Source organism: Bacillus sp. FSL K6-1284 (assembly GCF_038002625.1).
GTDB lineage: Bacteria > Bacillota > Bacilli > Bacillales > Bacillaceae > Bacillus > Bacillus paralicheniformis.
Map to the genome: position 1 here is coordinate 3550587 of NZ_JBBOCW010000001.1, position 16457 is coordinate 3567043.

Consider the following 16457-nt stretch of genomic DNA (forward strand, 5'->3'; position numbering starts at 1 on the left):
TCACTGCTCCTTTGCCATTTTTACTTCAATTCCGTAGCCTTCGAGCATCTTTTTTACTTTTAGCAGCGGCTCTCCCGACAGCTCTGCAATCGGACTTTTAGGCGGCCCGACGGCAATGCCGGCAAGCTCTGCTGCTTTTTTTAGCGGTGCCGGCAGTGAACCGAGTGAAAACGTATCACGAAGCGGTTGCAGCTGATGTTGATAGCGCTCGCTCTCTTCAATGTTTCCTTGTTTAAAAGATTCATAGATTGAAACAACGGTTTTGGGAAGCACATTGGCTGTGGCAGCTACAGCACCTGTTCCACCCGCCTTCAATGTGTCTAAAATCAATGAATCAGTTCCTGCCAGGACGGAAAAGGACTGTTCTTTTGTACGCTCAAGATACGCCTTAATATTGGCGAAGCTGCCGCTGCTGTCCTTAATGCCGATAATGTTCGGCAATGCCGCCAGCCTTTCAACCGTTTCGGGCTCCAGTGATACGCCTGTTCTCGACGGAATGTTGTAGAGCAGGACGGGAAGCGTGACATTTTCAGAAACCGTGCGGAAGTGCTGATACAATTCCTCCTGCGAAGGTGCGACAAAGTATGGCGTAATAATCGAAAGAACATCCGCTCCGATATCCGCCATTTGATTGGATAAGGAAATGGTCGCCTCAGTACTGTTTTCTCCTGCCCCGATGAAAACAGGCACTCGTTTATTAACCGCTTTTACAACTGTTTCAGCAATTTGAAGCTTTTCCTCTTGCGAGAATAAATGAAATTCGCCATTTGTCCCTAAAGCAAAAATGCCATGGACGCCTGAATCAATAAGATCATTCACCAGCTTTTCGGCTGCGCCCGCATGAAAAGCCTGTTCTTTTGTAAGCGGTGTCAGTATGGCAGGGATAATCCCCTCTACTTTCAAGTGATCTCGCCTCCTTTGTTGCATTTTTAAACATTTAATTAGTAAAACGCTTTCACAAATTTTATTATAAAGGTGTTATGATTCATTTAACAACACATTTTTTCGAATTCGGGACAAAAGAATGAAACCTCACCTTCAGCTGATGCGTTTTAAAACAATAAAAAAACCTGTCCAAAGACAGGCCCAAATTTAACCTTTTAAAACTTTCACACAAGCCGCTGTTTTATTTTGAATTTCTGTAAAAAAGGCAGTTTGATACGCTGACCGGCCGGATTGAGTGGCCGCTACAAGCACATCGCTGCACGGAATATGGTGCTCGGCTGCGGCATTTGCTGCAGCACTTATCGCCGTTACAAATTGACCATCTTGCAAACAGCCGTCAACTAACACCCATATGATCAAACGCCCCGCCGTATCTTTCATACCGACGATGCAAAGATCACCCTTTTCCGACACAATATGACAGTCAGCCAATTCAGCATCATGTTGGATAAACAGCGTTTCCTGTTCATAGGCTGACAGGTCATGCGGCAATCCAGAGTTGTTTCCGCTTGCGAAGACAAGCTTTCGTCTCCATGCAAAGCCTGTTTCAGAGGACAGAAGACGCAGCGGGCGGTCTGCCGAAAATGCGATGCCATGCGGCAAATATTGTTCAATCCGCTCTTTTAAAAAGAGGGGCTCGGTTTTCTCCGGGATGGTTTTCGCCTTGATCGTAAACTGCGGATTTGCACGCTGAGGATGGTCCAGCGCTGTGATGCCCGTATCATACACTCTTCCGATACCCTCGGCAGAAAGGGCGGCTTCCGGGCGGTCAAGAACTTCCGCCTTTCCATCTTTCAACAACAGCAGGCGGTCACAGTATAAACTCGCAATATTCACATCATGAAACACCCCGACCACTGCGAGTTTGGATGCAGCCGTTTCTTGTTTCATTAAATCAAGCAGACTCTTTTGAAATGACAAATCGAGAAAACTCGTCGGTTCATCAAGCAGCAAATATTCGGGTTCCTGGGCAAGTGCCTGTGCTAAATACACCCGCTGCTGCTCTCCGCCGCTCAGCTCATGAATGGATTTTTGAGCGAAACGAAGCGTGTCTGTCTGCTTCATCACCCTCTTCACGATATCATGGTCTTCCGCTGTCAGCTGCCGAAAAAGGCCTGATTGATACGCGTAGCGGCCAAACTGTACCGTTTCCTCCACCGTAAAGGAAAAGGCCTGCTCCGTTTTTTGAGGAAGGACCGCCATTTTGCGAGCGAGCTCTTTCGTTTGGTACGCCCCGACTGAGCGGCATTCAAGCAGCACCTCGCCGCTTCGAGGCGAGATTGTTCCCGACAACATTTTCAGCAAAGTGGTTTTTCCGCTGCCGTTCGGACCAAGAATTCCTAAAAATTCACCCGGCTTTACAGCAAAGCTGATGTCCTGTAAGACATCCGTTTTTCCGTAGCCGCCGGACACACGGATGACATCAATCATGAATTCGCCCTCCCCGGTAGCGCCGAATCAAAATAAACCCGAAAACAGGCGCTCCTATCAGTGCGGTAATAATACCGATCGGCAGCTCGGACGGCTCAATGATGGTTCTCGACAAAAGATCTGACAGCACAAGGAACGAAGCACCGTTCAGCATCGAGAGCGGCAGAAGATGACGGTGATCCGTAATAGAGAAAAGCCGGATAAAATGCGGAATGACGAGACCGACAAAGCCAATGGTTCCAGACACAGCAACCGCACTGCCAGTTAAAATAGCTCCCGCCAACAGAACGACATACTTACTTCGCTTCACATTCACACCGAGGAGCCTCGCTTTTTCCTCGCCATAAGTCATCACATTCAGTTCTCTCCCGCTGATCAAAAGCGCGGCAGCACCAACCGCAAAAAAGGGCAGAAACAGCGCGATATAACCCCAGCCTCTCATCGATACGCTGCCGAGCAGCCAGTGGACGATCGGTTTTAAATCATCGCCGGTCAATGCGATCATGAGAGAAATAAGCGCACCCAAAAAAGAACTGAAGATGATTCCTGTCAAAATCAAAGCAGACAGGGTCAATGAAGGGTGTACGAGCCGCGCAAAGAACAAAACCAAAAAAATCACGACAACGGCCGCGGCAACGCTTAAAAACGGCAGTGTAAAACTTCCGATCACCGGCAGCTGAATCCCAAAAAACAGCGTGACCACTGCACCGACGGCCGCGCCTGACGAAATGCCGAGCGTATACGGATCTGCGAGCGGGTTTTTCAAGAGCCCCTGAAACCCGGCTCCCGCAGCAGCAAGCCCCGCGCCGACAAGAGCGGCCAGCACCACCCTCGGCAGTCTGATTTTCATGATGATGTTCGCCTCTGTCGGATCGGGATTTAACCCTTGAATACCAAACCATTCGTTCAAAAAAACCTTGATAATAGAAGGAATGGGAATCTCCAAAGATCCGATAGAGATTCCCATAAGAACAGATGCCGACAGAAACATCAGGCTGAAGGCATATGCCGCGAAGCGGTTATTTTTTAAAAACGTCAGGGTAAATATGTTCAGCAAGCTCTTCGACCCCTTTGATCAATCGCGGCCCCGGACGGGTCACGAGGTCAGGGTCCACGTCGTATACTTCGTTATTTTTGACCGCTTTTACACCGTTCCAGCCGCTTCGTTTTTTAATTTCGCTGACTGCGGATTTACCGTTTGTCGTCACGATCGCATCGGGATTCAGCTTGACGATCGCTTCTTCCGTTATTTTGGTCCAGCCTTTCTGCGCGGAAGCGGCATTTTCCGCATGGATCGCTTCAAGCATTTCATCCATAAAGGTGCCTTTTCCGGTCGTATAAATGTCCGGAGCCGGAGACACTTCGACAAATACTTTCTTTTGATCGTCTTTAGATATGCCGGCAGCTTTTTCTTTTATGTCAGCCAGGTCAGATTTCATGCCCTTGATCAGGCTTGCCGCTTGATCCTCTGCACCGGCAGCTTTTCCGATCATTTCGATGGACTGGTACGCCTCTTTAAAAGAGGCCGCATCATTCACGGTCACCACTGTAATTCCTGCATCCTCCAGCTGCTTTAGCCCTTCTTTGGCACTCTGCATGCTCGATGCGTGAGCCAAGACCAAGTCGGGATTTAACGAAATGATTTTTTCTGTGTTGAATTCCATGCCCCCGATTTTTTCAACGTTTTTCACTTCTTTTGGATATGTATCAAAATCCGTCACGCCGACGACTTTCTTCCCCAGGCCAAGGGCGTATGTAATTTCGGTATTGCTCGGCATCAGAGAGACGATTTTCTTCGGTTCTTTTTCAATTTTGACCTCTTGTCCTGAAGCATCTTTTATGGTGACCGGAAACGCTTCAGCCGCCTTCTCCTGTTTTTGCTGTTCTGCCGGTTTTTGCGCTTGACCGCAGCCGCTAAGAACGCCGGCGGCCAACAGCAGTGACAGCAATAAAAGCCCTAACTTCTTCATTCTGCTTCCTCCTCGGGATAAAATAAAAACATCTCTACTCAGTAAAGATGCAGTAAACCAGGAACGTACAAAAAAAGAGCACATCGCTTATACCGCATCTGTCTTCGCAGATAACGCGGTCATCATCCAGGCGGTTATTCCGGCTTGCGGTTGATCGCTCCCGGCCCGCCGAACTGCTCGCGGGGGCTCTCTCGCCGGCTCCCCTATTAGCTGCTTCTGGGCAGCGCCTTTCTGACTCATTCGTGTCCTAATTTCGGAATTATTATACTATAATCGACACAGGTCTGTATATGAGATTCTGAAAAGGAGATTTTCAACTGAAAAACGTTGTTTTTGCTAAAGTATTTACGATATATTGCATATAGAGAAAGGGTGGTTTTATGCCGATACCGAAAAACTATACGCCGCAGGTCAGACTTTCAGCAAAGGAAAAAGCGTTTCATCAATTGCAGCGCTGGATTGTCGACGGAACCCTTGAACCCGGCGAAAAAGTCACGGACGTCGATCTGGCCGAAGCGCTCGGCGTCAGCCGCACACCGGTCAGAGAAGCGCTTCAGCTCCTCGAATCTCAAGGTTTTGTGGAAATGAAGCCGGGAAAAGAAACAAAGATCACGCTTATTCATCCCGATGATGCGCTGGCCGTCTATCCCCCGCTCGCACATCTTCAGGCTCTGGCGGCAGAACTGGCAACGCCGCTTTTGACTGAAGAAGAGATCACCGAGCTCAAAAAACTCGCGGCTCAATACGAAGCCGCTTTTAAAGAGGAGCGGAACCACGATGCAGCTGAACTGGACGAACAGTTCCACCATTTGATTACAGAAGCGGCTAAAAACCCGTATGTTCTTCAGTTTTCCGCCGTTCTGCAGCTTCATGTCAGACGGATGAAGTATGTGTTTTTCAATCGGCCGTCTGCTCCGAAACTGCAGTCCGCCGCCGAGCATTGGGAAATCATCGCCGCTTTTGAAAAAAACGATCCGAAATTGGCGGCTGAAGTGATGAAAAAGAATTGGCTCCGTCCGATGGAAGATATTCATAAGATTTTAAAAGACAAGGAACAATAAAACGACAAGCACGATTTTCGACCGAGGTATCCAGCTGCGATATACTGTTCATTAGATGTTTTTTCATCTTAACTCTTAAAACAAGGATTGATGGCATATGGATTTACAGCTGAAAGACAAACTCGTACTCGTGACAGGTTCTACTGCAGGTATTGGAAAAGCAACGGCGGAAGCCTTCTTGGCGGAAGGGGCCGAAGTCATCGTGAACGGACGGACAGAAGAAAAAGTCCAGTCAGTCGTTGAGGAACTTTCCCGGCACGGAAACGTTCACGGCATTGCCGCTGATTTATCCGCTCCTGAAGAAAGCATGGCATTGGTCGAAAAAACCGCTAAAATCGGGGAGCTTGATGTCCTCGTCAATAATATGGGCTTCTTTGAAGTGAAGGATTTCACAGAGGTGACAGACGAAGAGTGGCTCAAATATTTTGAAGTAAACGTTTTAAGCGCAGTCAGGCTTTGCCGCGCGTTTCTGCCGGCCATGCTGAAGCGTAATAAGGGAAGGATTCTCAATTTGGCAAGCGAAGCCGGCATCAAACCGCTTCCGCAGATGATCCCTTATTCAATGACGAAAACCGCTCTGATCAGTTTATCAAGAGGTTTGGCCGAAATGACGAAAGGGACAAATGTGACGGTCAACTCCGTCCTTCCGGGACCTACCTGGACGGAAGGCGTCGCCAATTATATGGAGGGTGCCGCAGCTCAGGAGAAAACCGATTTAGACACTTTTGTCAAAGACTATTTCAAAGTGAATGAGCCGACTTCTTTGATTCAGCGCTATGCAAAACCGGAAGAAGTGGCGAGTACGATCGTCTATCTCGCTTCCGAAAAAGCTGCGGCCATCAACGGTTCCGCTCAAAGAGTGGAAGGCGGAATTATCCGCTCCATTTAACAGAAATCCTCTGCCGATCGGCAGAGGATTTTTTCCTTTTGGGTTAAGATCTCTTCTCCAGACCTCCCGTCAGCCTTTCGCGGTCATCCGGCTCAAAACCGTTAAGCCGCTTTAAACATGATGCCCGCCAATTTGCCGACAGTTCCTCCACCTCGAGAAGTTTTTTGATGCCCTCAATATTGTTCTTTTCATGATGCTTGATGCGATTTGCGTAAGAAATCGTGATGCCTTTAGGGTGGCGTGAGATTCGTTTCAGACCACGATCCTTACAGACGAACCCTTCTTTCAGCACGCGAAAGTAAAAACCCGTAAATCCGGTGTTCTGTACCTTCAGTATCATATCGGGCATACCGTACCTTACGGTTAGTTTATAGCAAGGCTGCCTTGGCTGGCTCACCTGTACAACAGCTTCACCCAGCTGAAAGATATCGCCGATATGAACGTCATCCTCCAGCAGACCCTTGATCGTTAAATTTTCGCCAAATGCTCCGTATTCCAGCTTTCTTTGCAGTTCCTTTTCCCAAAAGAGATAATGTTCATACGGATAGACACACACTGCTTTTTCCGCGCCACCATGATGAACGAGATCCCCCTGCCCGTCCCCCGCAAAATTAGTAGATGACAGGAAGATAGGGCCGCTTGCCGGCTTCTTGTATATTCCGGTAGACACAGCTTTATTTTGAAACTGAATTGCCTCTGGCTTCCCTACATTGATCGAAAGGATATCGGCATATTCCATTCATATCACCTCTTACATTCAAATGTCCTGCAGACGGCAGCGGCCGAACAGCAACGCTGCACATCTCTTTTGAGATTTAAGTATAATCGACCTCTTATCATAAAACCATTCAATCGTTATTATAAAAACAATAGGTTAAACCTATCGTTGAGTTTCGTCTGTTTTTTATAATGGAGAGAGGGAAAAAGCATTGGAGCTAAAGCAATTGGAATATTTCATGGCATTGTGCCGGGAGCTTCATTTTACCCGTGCCGCCGAAAAACTGAATATCGCTCAGCCCTCGCTGAGCCAGCAAATCCGTTTGCTTGAACATGAAATCGGAACGCCTTTGTTTAATCGTTCAGGCAAACGCACCGTAATGACGGAAGCGGGAAAGATTCTGCTTCAGCACTGTTACAATATCTTTCATGAACTGTCACAGGCGCAAGACGCAATCAGCGAGCTCCAAGGTTTAAAGAGGGGAACGCTAAAAATCGGGGCGCTGTTGACCGTGGTTAATTATTTGCTTCCCCGGACCGTGATCGAATTTCACCGCAGCTACCCCAATATTGAATTGTCTGTTTTAGGGCTGAGAACCGGAGATATTTACGACCAGCTGCTGCAAAATGAGCTCGACTTGGGCATTGTAGCCCAGCGGGTGGAACACAGTGATCTGGAAACCGTTCCATTCCTTACCCAGCAGCTCGCCCTCGCAGTGCCTATTGACAATCCGGTTGCAAAACGGCAGTTTGTCACGCTTGACGTGTTAAGGGAGATTCCATCCATTTTGCTGCCTGAGACGTATTTTTTGCGGCAGCTGATCAACGAAAAGTGCCGCACGTTTGGATTCGAACCTCGGCCAGTCATGGAAATGACAACGATGGAATCGATCATGAACATGGTTGGTAAAGGCATTGGCGCCACCATTTTGCCGAAAGGCTATCTCGATGATATTGGAAATAAATCCATTCAGACGATTCCGATTCAAATGCCGGATTTGACGACGGAAATCAGCATCGTTTACCGTAAAAACAAGCATATGTGCGCTGCAAGCCGGGTGTTTATTGAACTGCTGATTTCCTCGGTCAAAAACGAAACCGCTGATGCGCCGCCGCGTTAAAAGAAAGATCCTCTGCATGTCTGCAGAGGATCTCTGTTTAGACTTCGTGTGAATCATAGCGTTTTCCGTTAATATACAGATTCGAAAAAACAGGGTCTTTCACATGTTTCAGTTCCATCGGAATATCGACGCCGTCGATCTCGGAATCAGTCACTTTCAGACCGGTGACTGGAGAATGATCGTACGCCAGCACCCTGATCCCGTATTGTCCGCCCATGCTTTTCAGCTGCTCAACATCAATGTTGCGGACGACGGGCTTGAAATCTCCGGCGTCCCCTTCTTCATATTCCATATCGATGGCGATCACTTCGCGCTTCAAGCTTTTGACCGTATTTTTGTGAAAGTAGATGTTTTCAAGAACACCGCCGCGCACCGAATTCGTTTTAATGCGGAGGGCTCTGTCCAAGTTCGGGCTGTCCATGAGGTTTCCCTCGGCGATGACATTCTTCACGCCGCCGGAAATTTCGCTTCCGATCGTGACCCCTCCATGCCCGTCTTTCATTTCGTTATGTTCAATGACAATGTTCTCCGATGGCATGTTGATCCTTCGGCCGTCGGCGTTTCTTCCCGATTTGACGGCGATGCAGTCATCTCCATTATCAAAATGGCAGCCCTTGATCACCACGTTTTTGCACGATTCCGGGTTGACTCCGTCGGTATTCGGACCGTGTCCGATGACCTTGATTCCGTCCACTGTCACATTCTCGCAAAGCACGGGATGAACTTGCCACATCGGCGAATTCAGCACGGTGACACCTTGAATCAAAATATCTTTGCAGCGATACGGCTGAATGAAGTTCGGCCGCAAATAATGCCCTTTTCCAAACTGCCGCTCAGTGACCGGGACACCGCGCTCAGCCATTTCAAACAAAGCATTTCGGTCTTTTTCCTGTGAAGACTGGCCGTTCGTTCCCCTTTTCCACGGCCACCAATGCTCGTCATCACCTTGGCCGTCAAGCGTGCCCTTTCCGGTTATTGCAATATTTTCGGCTTCGTAAGCATAGATGAGCGGTGAATAATTATAGAGCTCGACGCCTTCGAACCTCGTCAGCACAACGGGGAGATAATCTTCCGGGTTCTGACTGAATTTGATCACCGCTCCTTGTGCAAGATGAAGCTCCACATTGCTTTTCAGTCTGAGTGCACCGGAAAGAAACACGCCTTCAGGAACTGCTACTCTTCCACCGCCTGCTTTGTGGGCTTGATCAATCGCCTTCTGTATCGCTCCCGTCGCATCCTTTTTTCCGTTTCCGTCAGCCCCAAACGCTGTAACATCAAATGATCGATCAGGAAATACCGGAACCTTCAGCGTCTTTAGAATCTCGTCTTTTATTTTCTGCAGACTCACGTTACCGCCCCCTTTACAATGTAACGCCTGTTTTAAATATCGCAAGCTCCCTGAAATCGTTTATTTCATTGTTCAGCTGCCTGCCGCCCGCGACTTCGATCAAATATGCTGTCAACTCTTTCAAAACGTCATCTTCTGACCGGTTTTCGAGCACCCTTCCCGCATTAAAATCGATCCAGTGGCGCTTCGCCTCATAAATCGCTGTATTTGTCGAAATTTTCATCGTCGGCACAAAGGTGCCAAAAGGCGTGCCCCGCCCTGTCGTAAATAAAACGATTTGACACCCTGCAGCGGCCAGTGCGGATGAAGCAACAAGGTCATTTCCCGGAGCGCTCAGCAGGTTCAACCCGTTCTTTTTCAAAACGTCCCCGTATTCCAGAACATCCGTCACCTTTGAAGTGCCGGCTTTTTGCGTACAGCCGAGCGACTTATCCTCTAATGTCGTAATGCCGCCTGCTTTGTTGCCCGGAGACGGGTTTTCATAGACGGGCTGCCTGTGATCGATAAAGTACTGTTTAAAATCGTTGATTAAGCGGACGATTTTATGAAACACTTCCTCATTTTCAGCCCGCTCCATCAAAAGCGTTTCCGCTCCAAACATTTCAGGCACTTCTGTCAAAACCGCCGTTCCCCCTTGGGCGATCAGAAAATCGGAGAGCCGGCCGAGCAGCGGATTCGCGGTAATGCCGGAAAATCCATCAGATCCGCCGCACTTCAAACCGATCTTCAGTTCAGAAATCGGAACATCTTCACGCCGGTCACCTTTTGCATGCTCATAAATTTCTTTTAACAGTTTGACGCCTTCCGTGACTTCGTCTGATACTTCTTGAGAAAGCAGGAACTTGACCCGGCTGTGATCATAATCGCCGAGCGCTTCGCGGAATTCATGGATGCTGTTGTTTTCACAGCCAAGTCCCAGCACAAGGACACCGCCTGCATTCGGGTGTTTGACGGCATTCGCCAAAATCGTTCTCGTGTTGATATGATCATCGCCAAGCTGTGAACAGCCGTACTGATGCTTTAACACGTGAACGCTTTCAAAAGGGACGATAGAGCCGACCTCAGCTTTAAATTCTTTGATGATCAGCTCTGCAATGCCATTTACACAGCCGACAGTCGGTACAATCCATAGCTCGTTTCTGATTCCCGTTTTTCCGTCTTTTCGTTTAAAGCCTTTAAATGTGAGCGGTTCTTTTTGATAGCGGTTTTCCGTAAATTTCGGCTTGTAGCTGTATTCTTCGACACCGCCCAAATTCGTTTTCACATTTTTTGTATGCACCCACTCCCCCGTCTGAATCATGTCAGTGGCGTGCCCGATCGGAAAGCCGTATTTGATGACGTCTTCATTTTCAGCGATGTCTTTTAAAGCAAACTTATGGCCTTTCAAAATCGTTTCCTTGATCACGATGATCCGTTCTCCTGCAGTGACCGTTTCACCGGTTTGCAATTCTCTTAACGCAATGCCGACATTATCTTGAGGATTGATCATCAAGCAGTCTTTCATCACATGTCCCCCAGCTCAGCCATTTGGCTGTTCATCATTTTTTTCAGCGCCTTCCTCATTCCCGTTTGTTTCATGTCCCTTAAATATTCAGCCGTCTTGTCCGTCAACCCGGAAACGTCGTTCAGGTTTTGCCCCCATACTTTTTCAAACCCGAGAACATGGAACACGATGTTTGAAACGTCTGTCTCTTCTGTCCAGAGCCGTTTGAGAAAAGCCAGCACCTCATCGTCGTCAGACAGCGGAATGGCCTCATCTTCCCGTTTTCCTTGGTAAAAATAAATTAAAGCGCTTAAAGCAAATACGGTTCGAGCCGGAAGTTTGCCAGTTCGTTCCGCATATTCTATTAAGACGGGCAAATTTCTGACTTTGAATTTTGCAAAGGAATTTAAGGAAATATCGATCAGCTTGTGACGGATAAACGGGTTTTTAAAGCGGTCGAGAATCTCTTCCACATAGGCGTCAAGCTCACTGCCGGGCATATCGATCGTCTCGAGCACTTCACGCTGAATCAGCTCTTTCACAAATGATCCGATAAGTTCGTCTTCAGCCGCTTCACGAACCGTCTCAAGGCCTGCCAAATAAGCGATCGGCGTCATCGCGGTATGGGCGCCGTTTAAGATTCTCACTTTTCTCACCCGGTACGGCGTCACATCTTTGACAAACTCGACATTCAGACCGGCCTCATGAAGCGGAAGCTCGTCTGGAAGCCATTTCGGCCCTTCAATCACGAACAAATGATACGGCTCCGCCGTCACCATCAGAGAATCGCGATAGCCGGCCGCGTCTTCAAGCCGGTGTGCATTTTCTTGCGGGAATCCCGGTACGATCCTGTCTACAAGCGTATTGCAAAACACATTTGACTCCTCAAGCCAATCGATGAACCCCTGTTCAAGCGCCCATTCGTTCGTATAGCGCAGCACAATCTCTTTCAGTTTTTTCCCGTTATCTTCAAGCAGCTCACACGGGAGGATCACCAGGCCTTTTTCCCTGCTTCCCTGAAAAGTCAGGTAGCGTCTGTATAACAGCGCAGTCAGCTTCCCCGGATAGCTCTTCTGCGGACGGTCGGACAGCCGGTCTTCCTCGATATAAATGATGCCGGCCTCTGTCGTATTTGAAAAGACAAAGCGCAAATCCGGCAGATCGGCCAGCTTCATAAATTCATCATAGTGTTCATAGCTGCTGACGACTCTGCTGATTGTTGTAATGACAGCAGAATCGCGAACCTCCCGTCCTTCCCTGAAGCCTTCAAGATAAAGCGTGTAAAGCCCATCCTGTTCTTGAAAGGCCGTTACTGAGCCGCGGCGCGGAGGCACAACGACGGCGCTGCCGTTAAAATCGGTTTCTTCATTCAATCTATGAATCTGCCAGTCAATAAACCCCCTCATAAAGTTACCTTCCCCGATTTGCAAAATCCGTTCGGGACGGCTCGGCTTAGACCTTATCCGTTTGGACAGCCTCTCCATTTCAATTCCCTCCTCATTTTTGCACACGTTCACATTTTACAGCGCATCAAAAATGATGCTATAGATGCTTAACTGAATTGCGAATGATCAGCTCCGTGCCGATGAGCGTCTGCCTGCCTTCTGCCTGCGGATTTTCGATCAGTGACAACAGGCTTTCCGCACCAAGCATGCTGATTTTTTCCGTCGGTTTTTTTACCGTCGTCAATGACGGTGTCGTATACGCCGAAAATCCGCTATCGTCAAAGCCGATGATCGACATATCGTCAGGACAGCGTTTCCCGTTTGCATAAAGGGCGTTCATCGCGCCGATCGCCATATCATCATTGGCGCAAAACAGGGCTGTCGGAGGGTTCTTCAGCTTCAGCAGCGTTTCAGCCGCACGAAAGCCGCTTTGCATCGTATAATCACCTTGAACGAGGTATTCGCCGGGCATGTCAAGATTTGAGTCGCGAAGCGCTCGAAGAAAGCCTCCTTTTCTTTCTTGAGACGATTTAAAACTTTCTTTCCCCTGCACCATGGCGATCCGTCTGTGGCCGTTTTTGATCAAGTATGAAGCAGCGAGGAAAGCGCCCTCGTGTTCATTCGCCAAAATATTGACGACGGAGTGCCCTTCGATTTTTCTGTTCAGCACGACGACCGGAATATTCTGTTTGAGGACGTGCTCAATAAAAGCCTGATCCTGTTCGCTTTGGCTGATTAAAATCATGCCGTCATAGCGGTTGTGGTGAATGGATGACAAATCATGATAATCGTCAATCCCCCTGACAACCATATTATAGTTTTCATCGATCACCTTGTTGACGCCGCGCAGGATGTCTGCAAAGAAACTTGAAGACGTCCCGTCTGTCAGGCTTGTTAAAAACAGACCGATCGTAAAAGACTTTTGCGTAACAAGGCTTTTCGCATTAAAATTCGGTTTATAATTCATTTCGGCTGCGATGTCGAGTATTTTCTTTTTCGTGTTCTCTTTTATCAGCGGACTATTGTTCAGCGCTCTGGATACTGTGGTGTGCGATACATTCGCCAGCCTGGCGATATCTTTAATCGTTACTGACATTGTTTTTTTACCCGCCTTTTCTTGCTGTTGTTACCATCAGTTTACCATATCAAAAGCGCTTTTTAGAAAATGAAATTCCGCTATGGTCTCGCTTCGATTTCCGCGATCATTTCGGCATGCTTCTGATCTGTCAGACGGTACAGGTAGCCGAGAACGAGAATGGCTGCCGTCAGCGCCGCTGCAGGATACAAAAGGAGTATCGCTTTAATGCCGAGCAGCGTCCCCGCTTTTTGGGTCGCATTCGGCACATAGCCGATAATGCTGAGACCGATCCCCGACAGGAAGCCGGAGAGCGACTGAGCCAGCTTTCTCGAAAAGTTAAACAGCGAGTATACCGTTCCTTCTTTCCGTTCCCCTGTTCTCCACTCGCCATAATCGATCGCGTCTGATACAAATGCCCAGGTGATACCGTTCGGAATGCTGATGCCGATAAAGGCGATGCTGGCGAGAATCGTAAAAACAAAGACATTGCCCGGTACGAAAAAATTGATCAGATCCGCACAGACGGAAACCGCGAGCCCCAAAATAGCGGTATGCTTTTTCCCGAACAGCTTCACGAGCTTCGGCAGCATGATGACGCCGATAAAGGATGAGCCGATGATGATAAAGTTCATGTAGGCCATCAGTTCGGCGTTGCCGAGGTTATACTGTGCGAAATAAATCAGCATCGCAGATTTAAGGTTATAGGCTGAAATCGTAAAAATGGTCATGAATATAAGCGTAAGGAGCGGTTTATTCGTAAAAAACGTCTTTGATATTGCTTTGAATGTCACTTTTTCCTGTTTGTACTTCTCATCTTTTACGACAATCCGTTCCTGGCAGTTTCTATAGCAAATGTAGAAAAACAACACACCGAGAAAAGACATCAGCCCCATGACGACCGGATAGGCAACCGCAGGGTTGTCAAACCTGACGATCATCGGAATGACAACAATGCTCGTCACAAACAGGGCGCCCAGCGAGCCGGCCTGTCGAAAGGAAGCAAGCGAAGTCCGCTCCACCGAATTTTGCGTCATGGCCGCCCCGAGCGAGCCGTAAGGGATGTTGACAAAGGAATAGCCGAGGCCCCAAAGCATGTATGACGCATAAGCGTATATGAGTTTGCCCGTCGGTGACAGATTCGGCGAGATGAAGGTCAATATCGTCAAAATCGCGAGCACAAAGCTTCCGTATAGCAAATACGGCCTGAATTTGCCTTTCGGCCCGATATTCTTCCTGTAGTCGATCGATGTTCCCACAATCGGATCGACAAAAGCGGCAAAAAGTTTGCTCACAAGAAAAATGCCTCCGGCCGCTGCCGCCGGAATACCGGCAACATCCGTAAAAAACTTCAAAAGATAGAGCTGTCCAAGGTCAAACATAAATCCGTTCCCAAAATCTCCAAAACCGTAAGAAACCTTTTCTTTTAAACTTAATTTCTCTTGAGTGACGGTGACTGTTTCGGTTTGTTTGTTCGTCGATATTTCCATGAAAAAGCAGCTCCTCTGCTAGCCATTTTGTGACTCTATGCTTTCAAACGATCTTTCACTTCAAACTGGAAATAGTGTTTTGCATTTTCGTAGCAGATCCCTTTGACGATCCGTCCCAGAAGCTCGATATCATCCGGCGCTTCTCCTTTTTCACCCCATGTGCCGATGACATCGCAGAGCAGGCGCCTGAAATATTCATGTCTTGTGTAGGAAAGAAAGCTGCGCGAATCAGTCAGCATACCGATAAAACGGCTCAATAGTCCGATGTTGGCGAGCGATTTCATTTGTTCGAGCATGCCGTCTTTCGTATCGTTGAACCACCAGGCGGTGCCATGCTGGATTTTCCCCGGTATCCGGCCGTCCTGGAAGCTTCCGCAAAGGCTTGAAATCACGACGTTGTCTCGCGGATTTAAAGAATACAAGATCGTTTTTGGCAGCGCGTCTTTTCGGTCAAGAGAATCGAGAAAGCTGCACAAAGGCTTTGCGATGTCCTGATCATTAATCGCATCATATCCCGTATCAGGCCCGAGCTTCCGGTACATTTTGCTGCTGTTGTTTCGGAGGGCGTTAATATGAAGCTGCATCGCCCAGCCCTTCTCCGCATAGCATGTTCCCAAATAGTGCAGGGTAAAGGATTTAAATCTGCACTCTTCCTCAGGCGAGGCGGCTTCTCCGTTCATCACCTTTGCAAAAATCGGACGCACTTCGCTTTCATCTGTTTCCGTGTACATCATTTGATTGATGGCATGATCCGATATCCGTCCGCCTAGTTCATGGAAAAAGTCAATTCTGTTTTTAAGCGCTTTCAAAAAATCGTCATAATTTCCTATCTTCATAGCGCTTGCTGCTTCAAGCTTGCTCACCCAGGCGGCAAAGCCTTCTTGATTGATTTCCAGCGCCTTGTCTGGCCTAAATCCGGGTAAAACGCTTACATTAAAGTCTTCATCTTTCAGCTTCATATGATATTCAAGACTGTCTGCCGGATCATCTGTCGTGACAACCGTTTCAACGTTTGATTTTTCAATCAAGTCTCTGGCGCCGAATCCTTCTCCGGTCAACTGTTCGTTCACCCGCTCCCAAATATGCGGCGCGCTCTTTTCATCAAGCCGTTCATCGATGCCGAAAAACCTTCTCAATTCCAAATGGGTCCAATGATAAAGCGGGTTTCCGATCGTCATCGGAACCGTTCTTGCCCAGGCGCTGAATTTCTCTTCGTCTGACGCATCTCCTGTAATAAACTCTTCGGATATTCCATTGGCCCGCATGGCTCTCCACTTGTAATGATCCCCGTACAGCCACACTTCGGTCAGGTTTTTAAACGTTTTGTTTTCGTAAATTTCCTTTGGGCTCAAGTGGCAGTGGTAGTCGATGATCGGCATCCCTTTAGCATACTGGTGGTACAACACTTTCGACGTTTCATTCGTTAAAAGAAAATCGTCATTCAAAAACGGCTTCATAAAATCCCCACCTTTCTTTATTTAA

Annotated in this window: 14 protein-coding genes; 3 read left to right on the plus strand and 11 right to left on the minus strand. The window is 48.0% G+C overall.

What is annotated here, in order from left to right:
- The 4 genes from dapA to MHB72_RS18280 all read right to left on the minus strand — a co-directional run bounded on the left by dapA (nucleotide 1) and on the right by MHB72_RS18280 (nucleotide 4346).
- Complete coding sequence (gene dapA, locus MHB72_RS18265; RefSeq protein WP_216919553.1) at nucleotides 1–903, minus strand: 4-hydroxy-tetrahydrodipicolinate synthase; 903 nt, start codon at nucleotides 901–903, stop codon at nucleotides 1–3.
- A gap of 189 nt (nucleotides 904–1092) precedes the next feature.
- On the minus strand, nucleotides 1093–2376 hold the full coding sequence (locus MHB72_RS18270; RefSeq protein ID WP_216919551.1) for an ABC transporter ATP-binding protein: 1284 nt from the start codon (nucleotides 2374–2376) through the stop codon (nucleotides 1093–1095).
- Complete coding sequence (locus MHB72_RS18275) at nucleotides 2369–3433, minus strand: FecCD family ABC transporter permease (RefSeq protein ID WP_026580097.1); 1065 nt, start codon at nucleotides 3431–3433, stop codon at nucleotides 2369–2371. Before MHB72_RS18275 ends, MHB72_RS18270 begins: the two co-directional genes overlap by 8 nt.
- Complete coding sequence (locus MHB72_RS18280; protein ID WP_023856248.1) at nucleotides 3396–4346, minus strand: ABC transporter substrate-binding protein; 951 nt, start codon at nucleotides 4344–4346, stop codon at nucleotides 3396–3398. The genes MHB72_RS18275 and MHB72_RS18280 overlap by 38 nt, the downstream gene beginning before the upstream one ends.
- Before the next feature lie 380 nt (nucleotides 4347–4726).
- On the opposite strand from MHB72_RS18280, the gene MHB72_RS18285 reads away from it, so the two are divergent.
- A complete protein-coding gene (locus MHB72_RS18285; protein WP_050820788.1) occupies nucleotides 4727–5407 on the plus strand; it encodes a GntR family transcriptional regulator in 681 nt (226 codons plus the stop codon).
- 97 nt (nucleotides 5408–5504) lie between these two features.
- Nucleotides 5505–6296 (plus strand): SDR family NAD(P)-dependent oxidoreductase, encoded by a 792-nt coding sequence (locus tag MHB72_RS18290; protein ID WP_020452913.1) that lies wholly within the window; start codon nucleotides 5505–5507, stop codon nucleotides 6294–6296.
- Between the two features lie 43 nt (nucleotides 6297–6339).
- On the opposite strand, the gene MHB72_RS18295 is transcribed toward MHB72_RS18290, so the two are convergent.
- Nucleotides 6340–7035, minus strand: a complete 696-nt coding sequence (locus MHB72_RS18295; RefSeq protein WP_020452914.1) for an MOSC domain-containing protein — start codon at nucleotides 7033–7035, stop codon at nucleotides 6340–6342.
- A gap of 190 nt (nucleotides 7036–7225) precedes the next feature.
- Between MHB72_RS18295 and MHB72_RS18300 the strand changes: the two genes are divergently transcribed.
- Nucleotides 7226–8134 carry a LysR family transcriptional regulator gene (locus MHB72_RS18300; RefSeq protein WP_050820787.1) on the plus strand — a complete coding sequence of 303 codons (909 nt, stop codon included), beginning with the start codon at nucleotides 7226–7228 and terminating at the stop codon, nucleotides 8132–8134.
- Between the two features lie 37 nt (nucleotides 8135–8171).
- On the opposite strand, the gene MHB72_RS18305 is transcribed toward MHB72_RS18300, so the two are convergent.
- From MHB72_RS18305 to uxaC, 6 genes are all read right to left on the minus strand, one after another.
- Entirely contained in the window at nucleotides 8172–9482 is a 1311-nt protein-coding gene (locus MHB72_RS18305) for a glycoside hydrolase family 28 protein (protein WP_216919549.1), read from the minus strand.
- 13 nt (nucleotides 9483–9495) lie between these two features.
- Nucleotides 9496–10986: a UxaA family hydrolase gene (locus tag MHB72_RS18310; protein ID WP_216919547.1), complete on the minus strand. Its 1491-nt coding sequence runs from the start codon at nucleotides 10984–10986 to the stop codon at nucleotides 9496–9498.
- A complete protein-coding gene (locus MHB72_RS18315) occupies nucleotides 10986–12449 on the minus strand; it encodes a tagaturonate reductase (RefSeq protein WP_216919545.1) in 1464 nt (487 codons plus the stop codon). The genes MHB72_RS18310 and MHB72_RS18315 overlap by 1 nt, the downstream gene beginning before the upstream one ends.
- A gap of 58 nt (nucleotides 12450–12507) precedes the next feature.
- Complete coding sequence (locus tag MHB72_RS18320) at nucleotides 12508–13506, minus strand: LacI family DNA-binding transcriptional regulator (RefSeq protein ID WP_216919543.1); 999 nt, start codon at nucleotides 13504–13506, stop codon at nucleotides 12508–12510.
- A gap of 80 nt (nucleotides 13507–13586) precedes the next feature.
- A complete protein-coding gene (locus MHB72_RS18325; RefSeq protein ID WP_373367302.1) occupies nucleotides 13587–14969 on the minus strand; it encodes a glycoside-pentoside-hexuronide (GPH):cation symporter in 1383 nt (460 codons plus the stop codon).
- Nucleotides 14970–15010: 41 nt separating this feature from the next.
- Complete coding sequence (gene uxaC / locus MHB72_RS18330; RefSeq protein WP_216919541.1) at nucleotides 15011–16432, minus strand: glucuronate isomerase; 1422 nt, start codon at nucleotides 16430–16432, stop codon at nucleotides 15011–15013.
- Nucleotides 16433–16457: the final 25 nt, after the last annotated feature.

Bases quoted from the DNA above. Each gene is read 5' to 3' on its own strand.
- MHB72_RS18270 (WP_216919551.1), bottom strand. From the start codon at position 2,376: ATGATTGATGTCATCCGTGTGTCCGGCGGCTACGGAAAAACGGATGTC.
- MHB72_RS18280 (WP_023856248.1), bottom strand. From the start codon at position 4,346: ATGAAGAAGTTAGGGCTTTTATTGCTGTCACTGCTGTTGGCCGCCGGC.
- MHB72_RS18285 (WP_050820788.1), top strand. From the start codon at position 4,727: ATGCCGATACCGAAAAACTATACGCCGCAGGTCAGACTTTCAGCAAAG.
- MHB72_RS18290 (WP_020452913.1), top strand. From the start codon at position 5,505: ATGGATTTACAGCTGAAAGACAAACTCGTACTCGTGACAGGTTCTACT.
- MHB72_RS18295 (WP_020452914.1), bottom strand. From the start codon at position 7,035: ATGGAATATGCCGATATCCTTTCGATCAATGTAGGGAAGCCAGAGGCA.
- MHB72_RS18310 (WP_216919547.1), bottom strand. From the start codon at position 10,986: ATGAAAGACTGCTTGATGATCAATCCTCAAGATAATGTCGGCATTGCG.
- MHB72_RS18315 (WP_216919545.1), bottom strand. From the start codon at position 12,449: ATGGAGAGGCTGTCCAAACGGATAAGGTCTAAGCCGAGCCGTCCCGAA.
- MHB72_RS18320 (WP_216919543.1), bottom strand. From the start codon at position 13,506: ATGTCAGTAACGATTAAAGATATCGCCAGGCTGGCGAATGTATCGCAC.
- uxaC (WP_216919541.1), bottom strand. From the start codon at position 16,432: ATGAAGCCGTTTTTGAATGACGATTTTCTTTTAACGAATGAAACGTCG.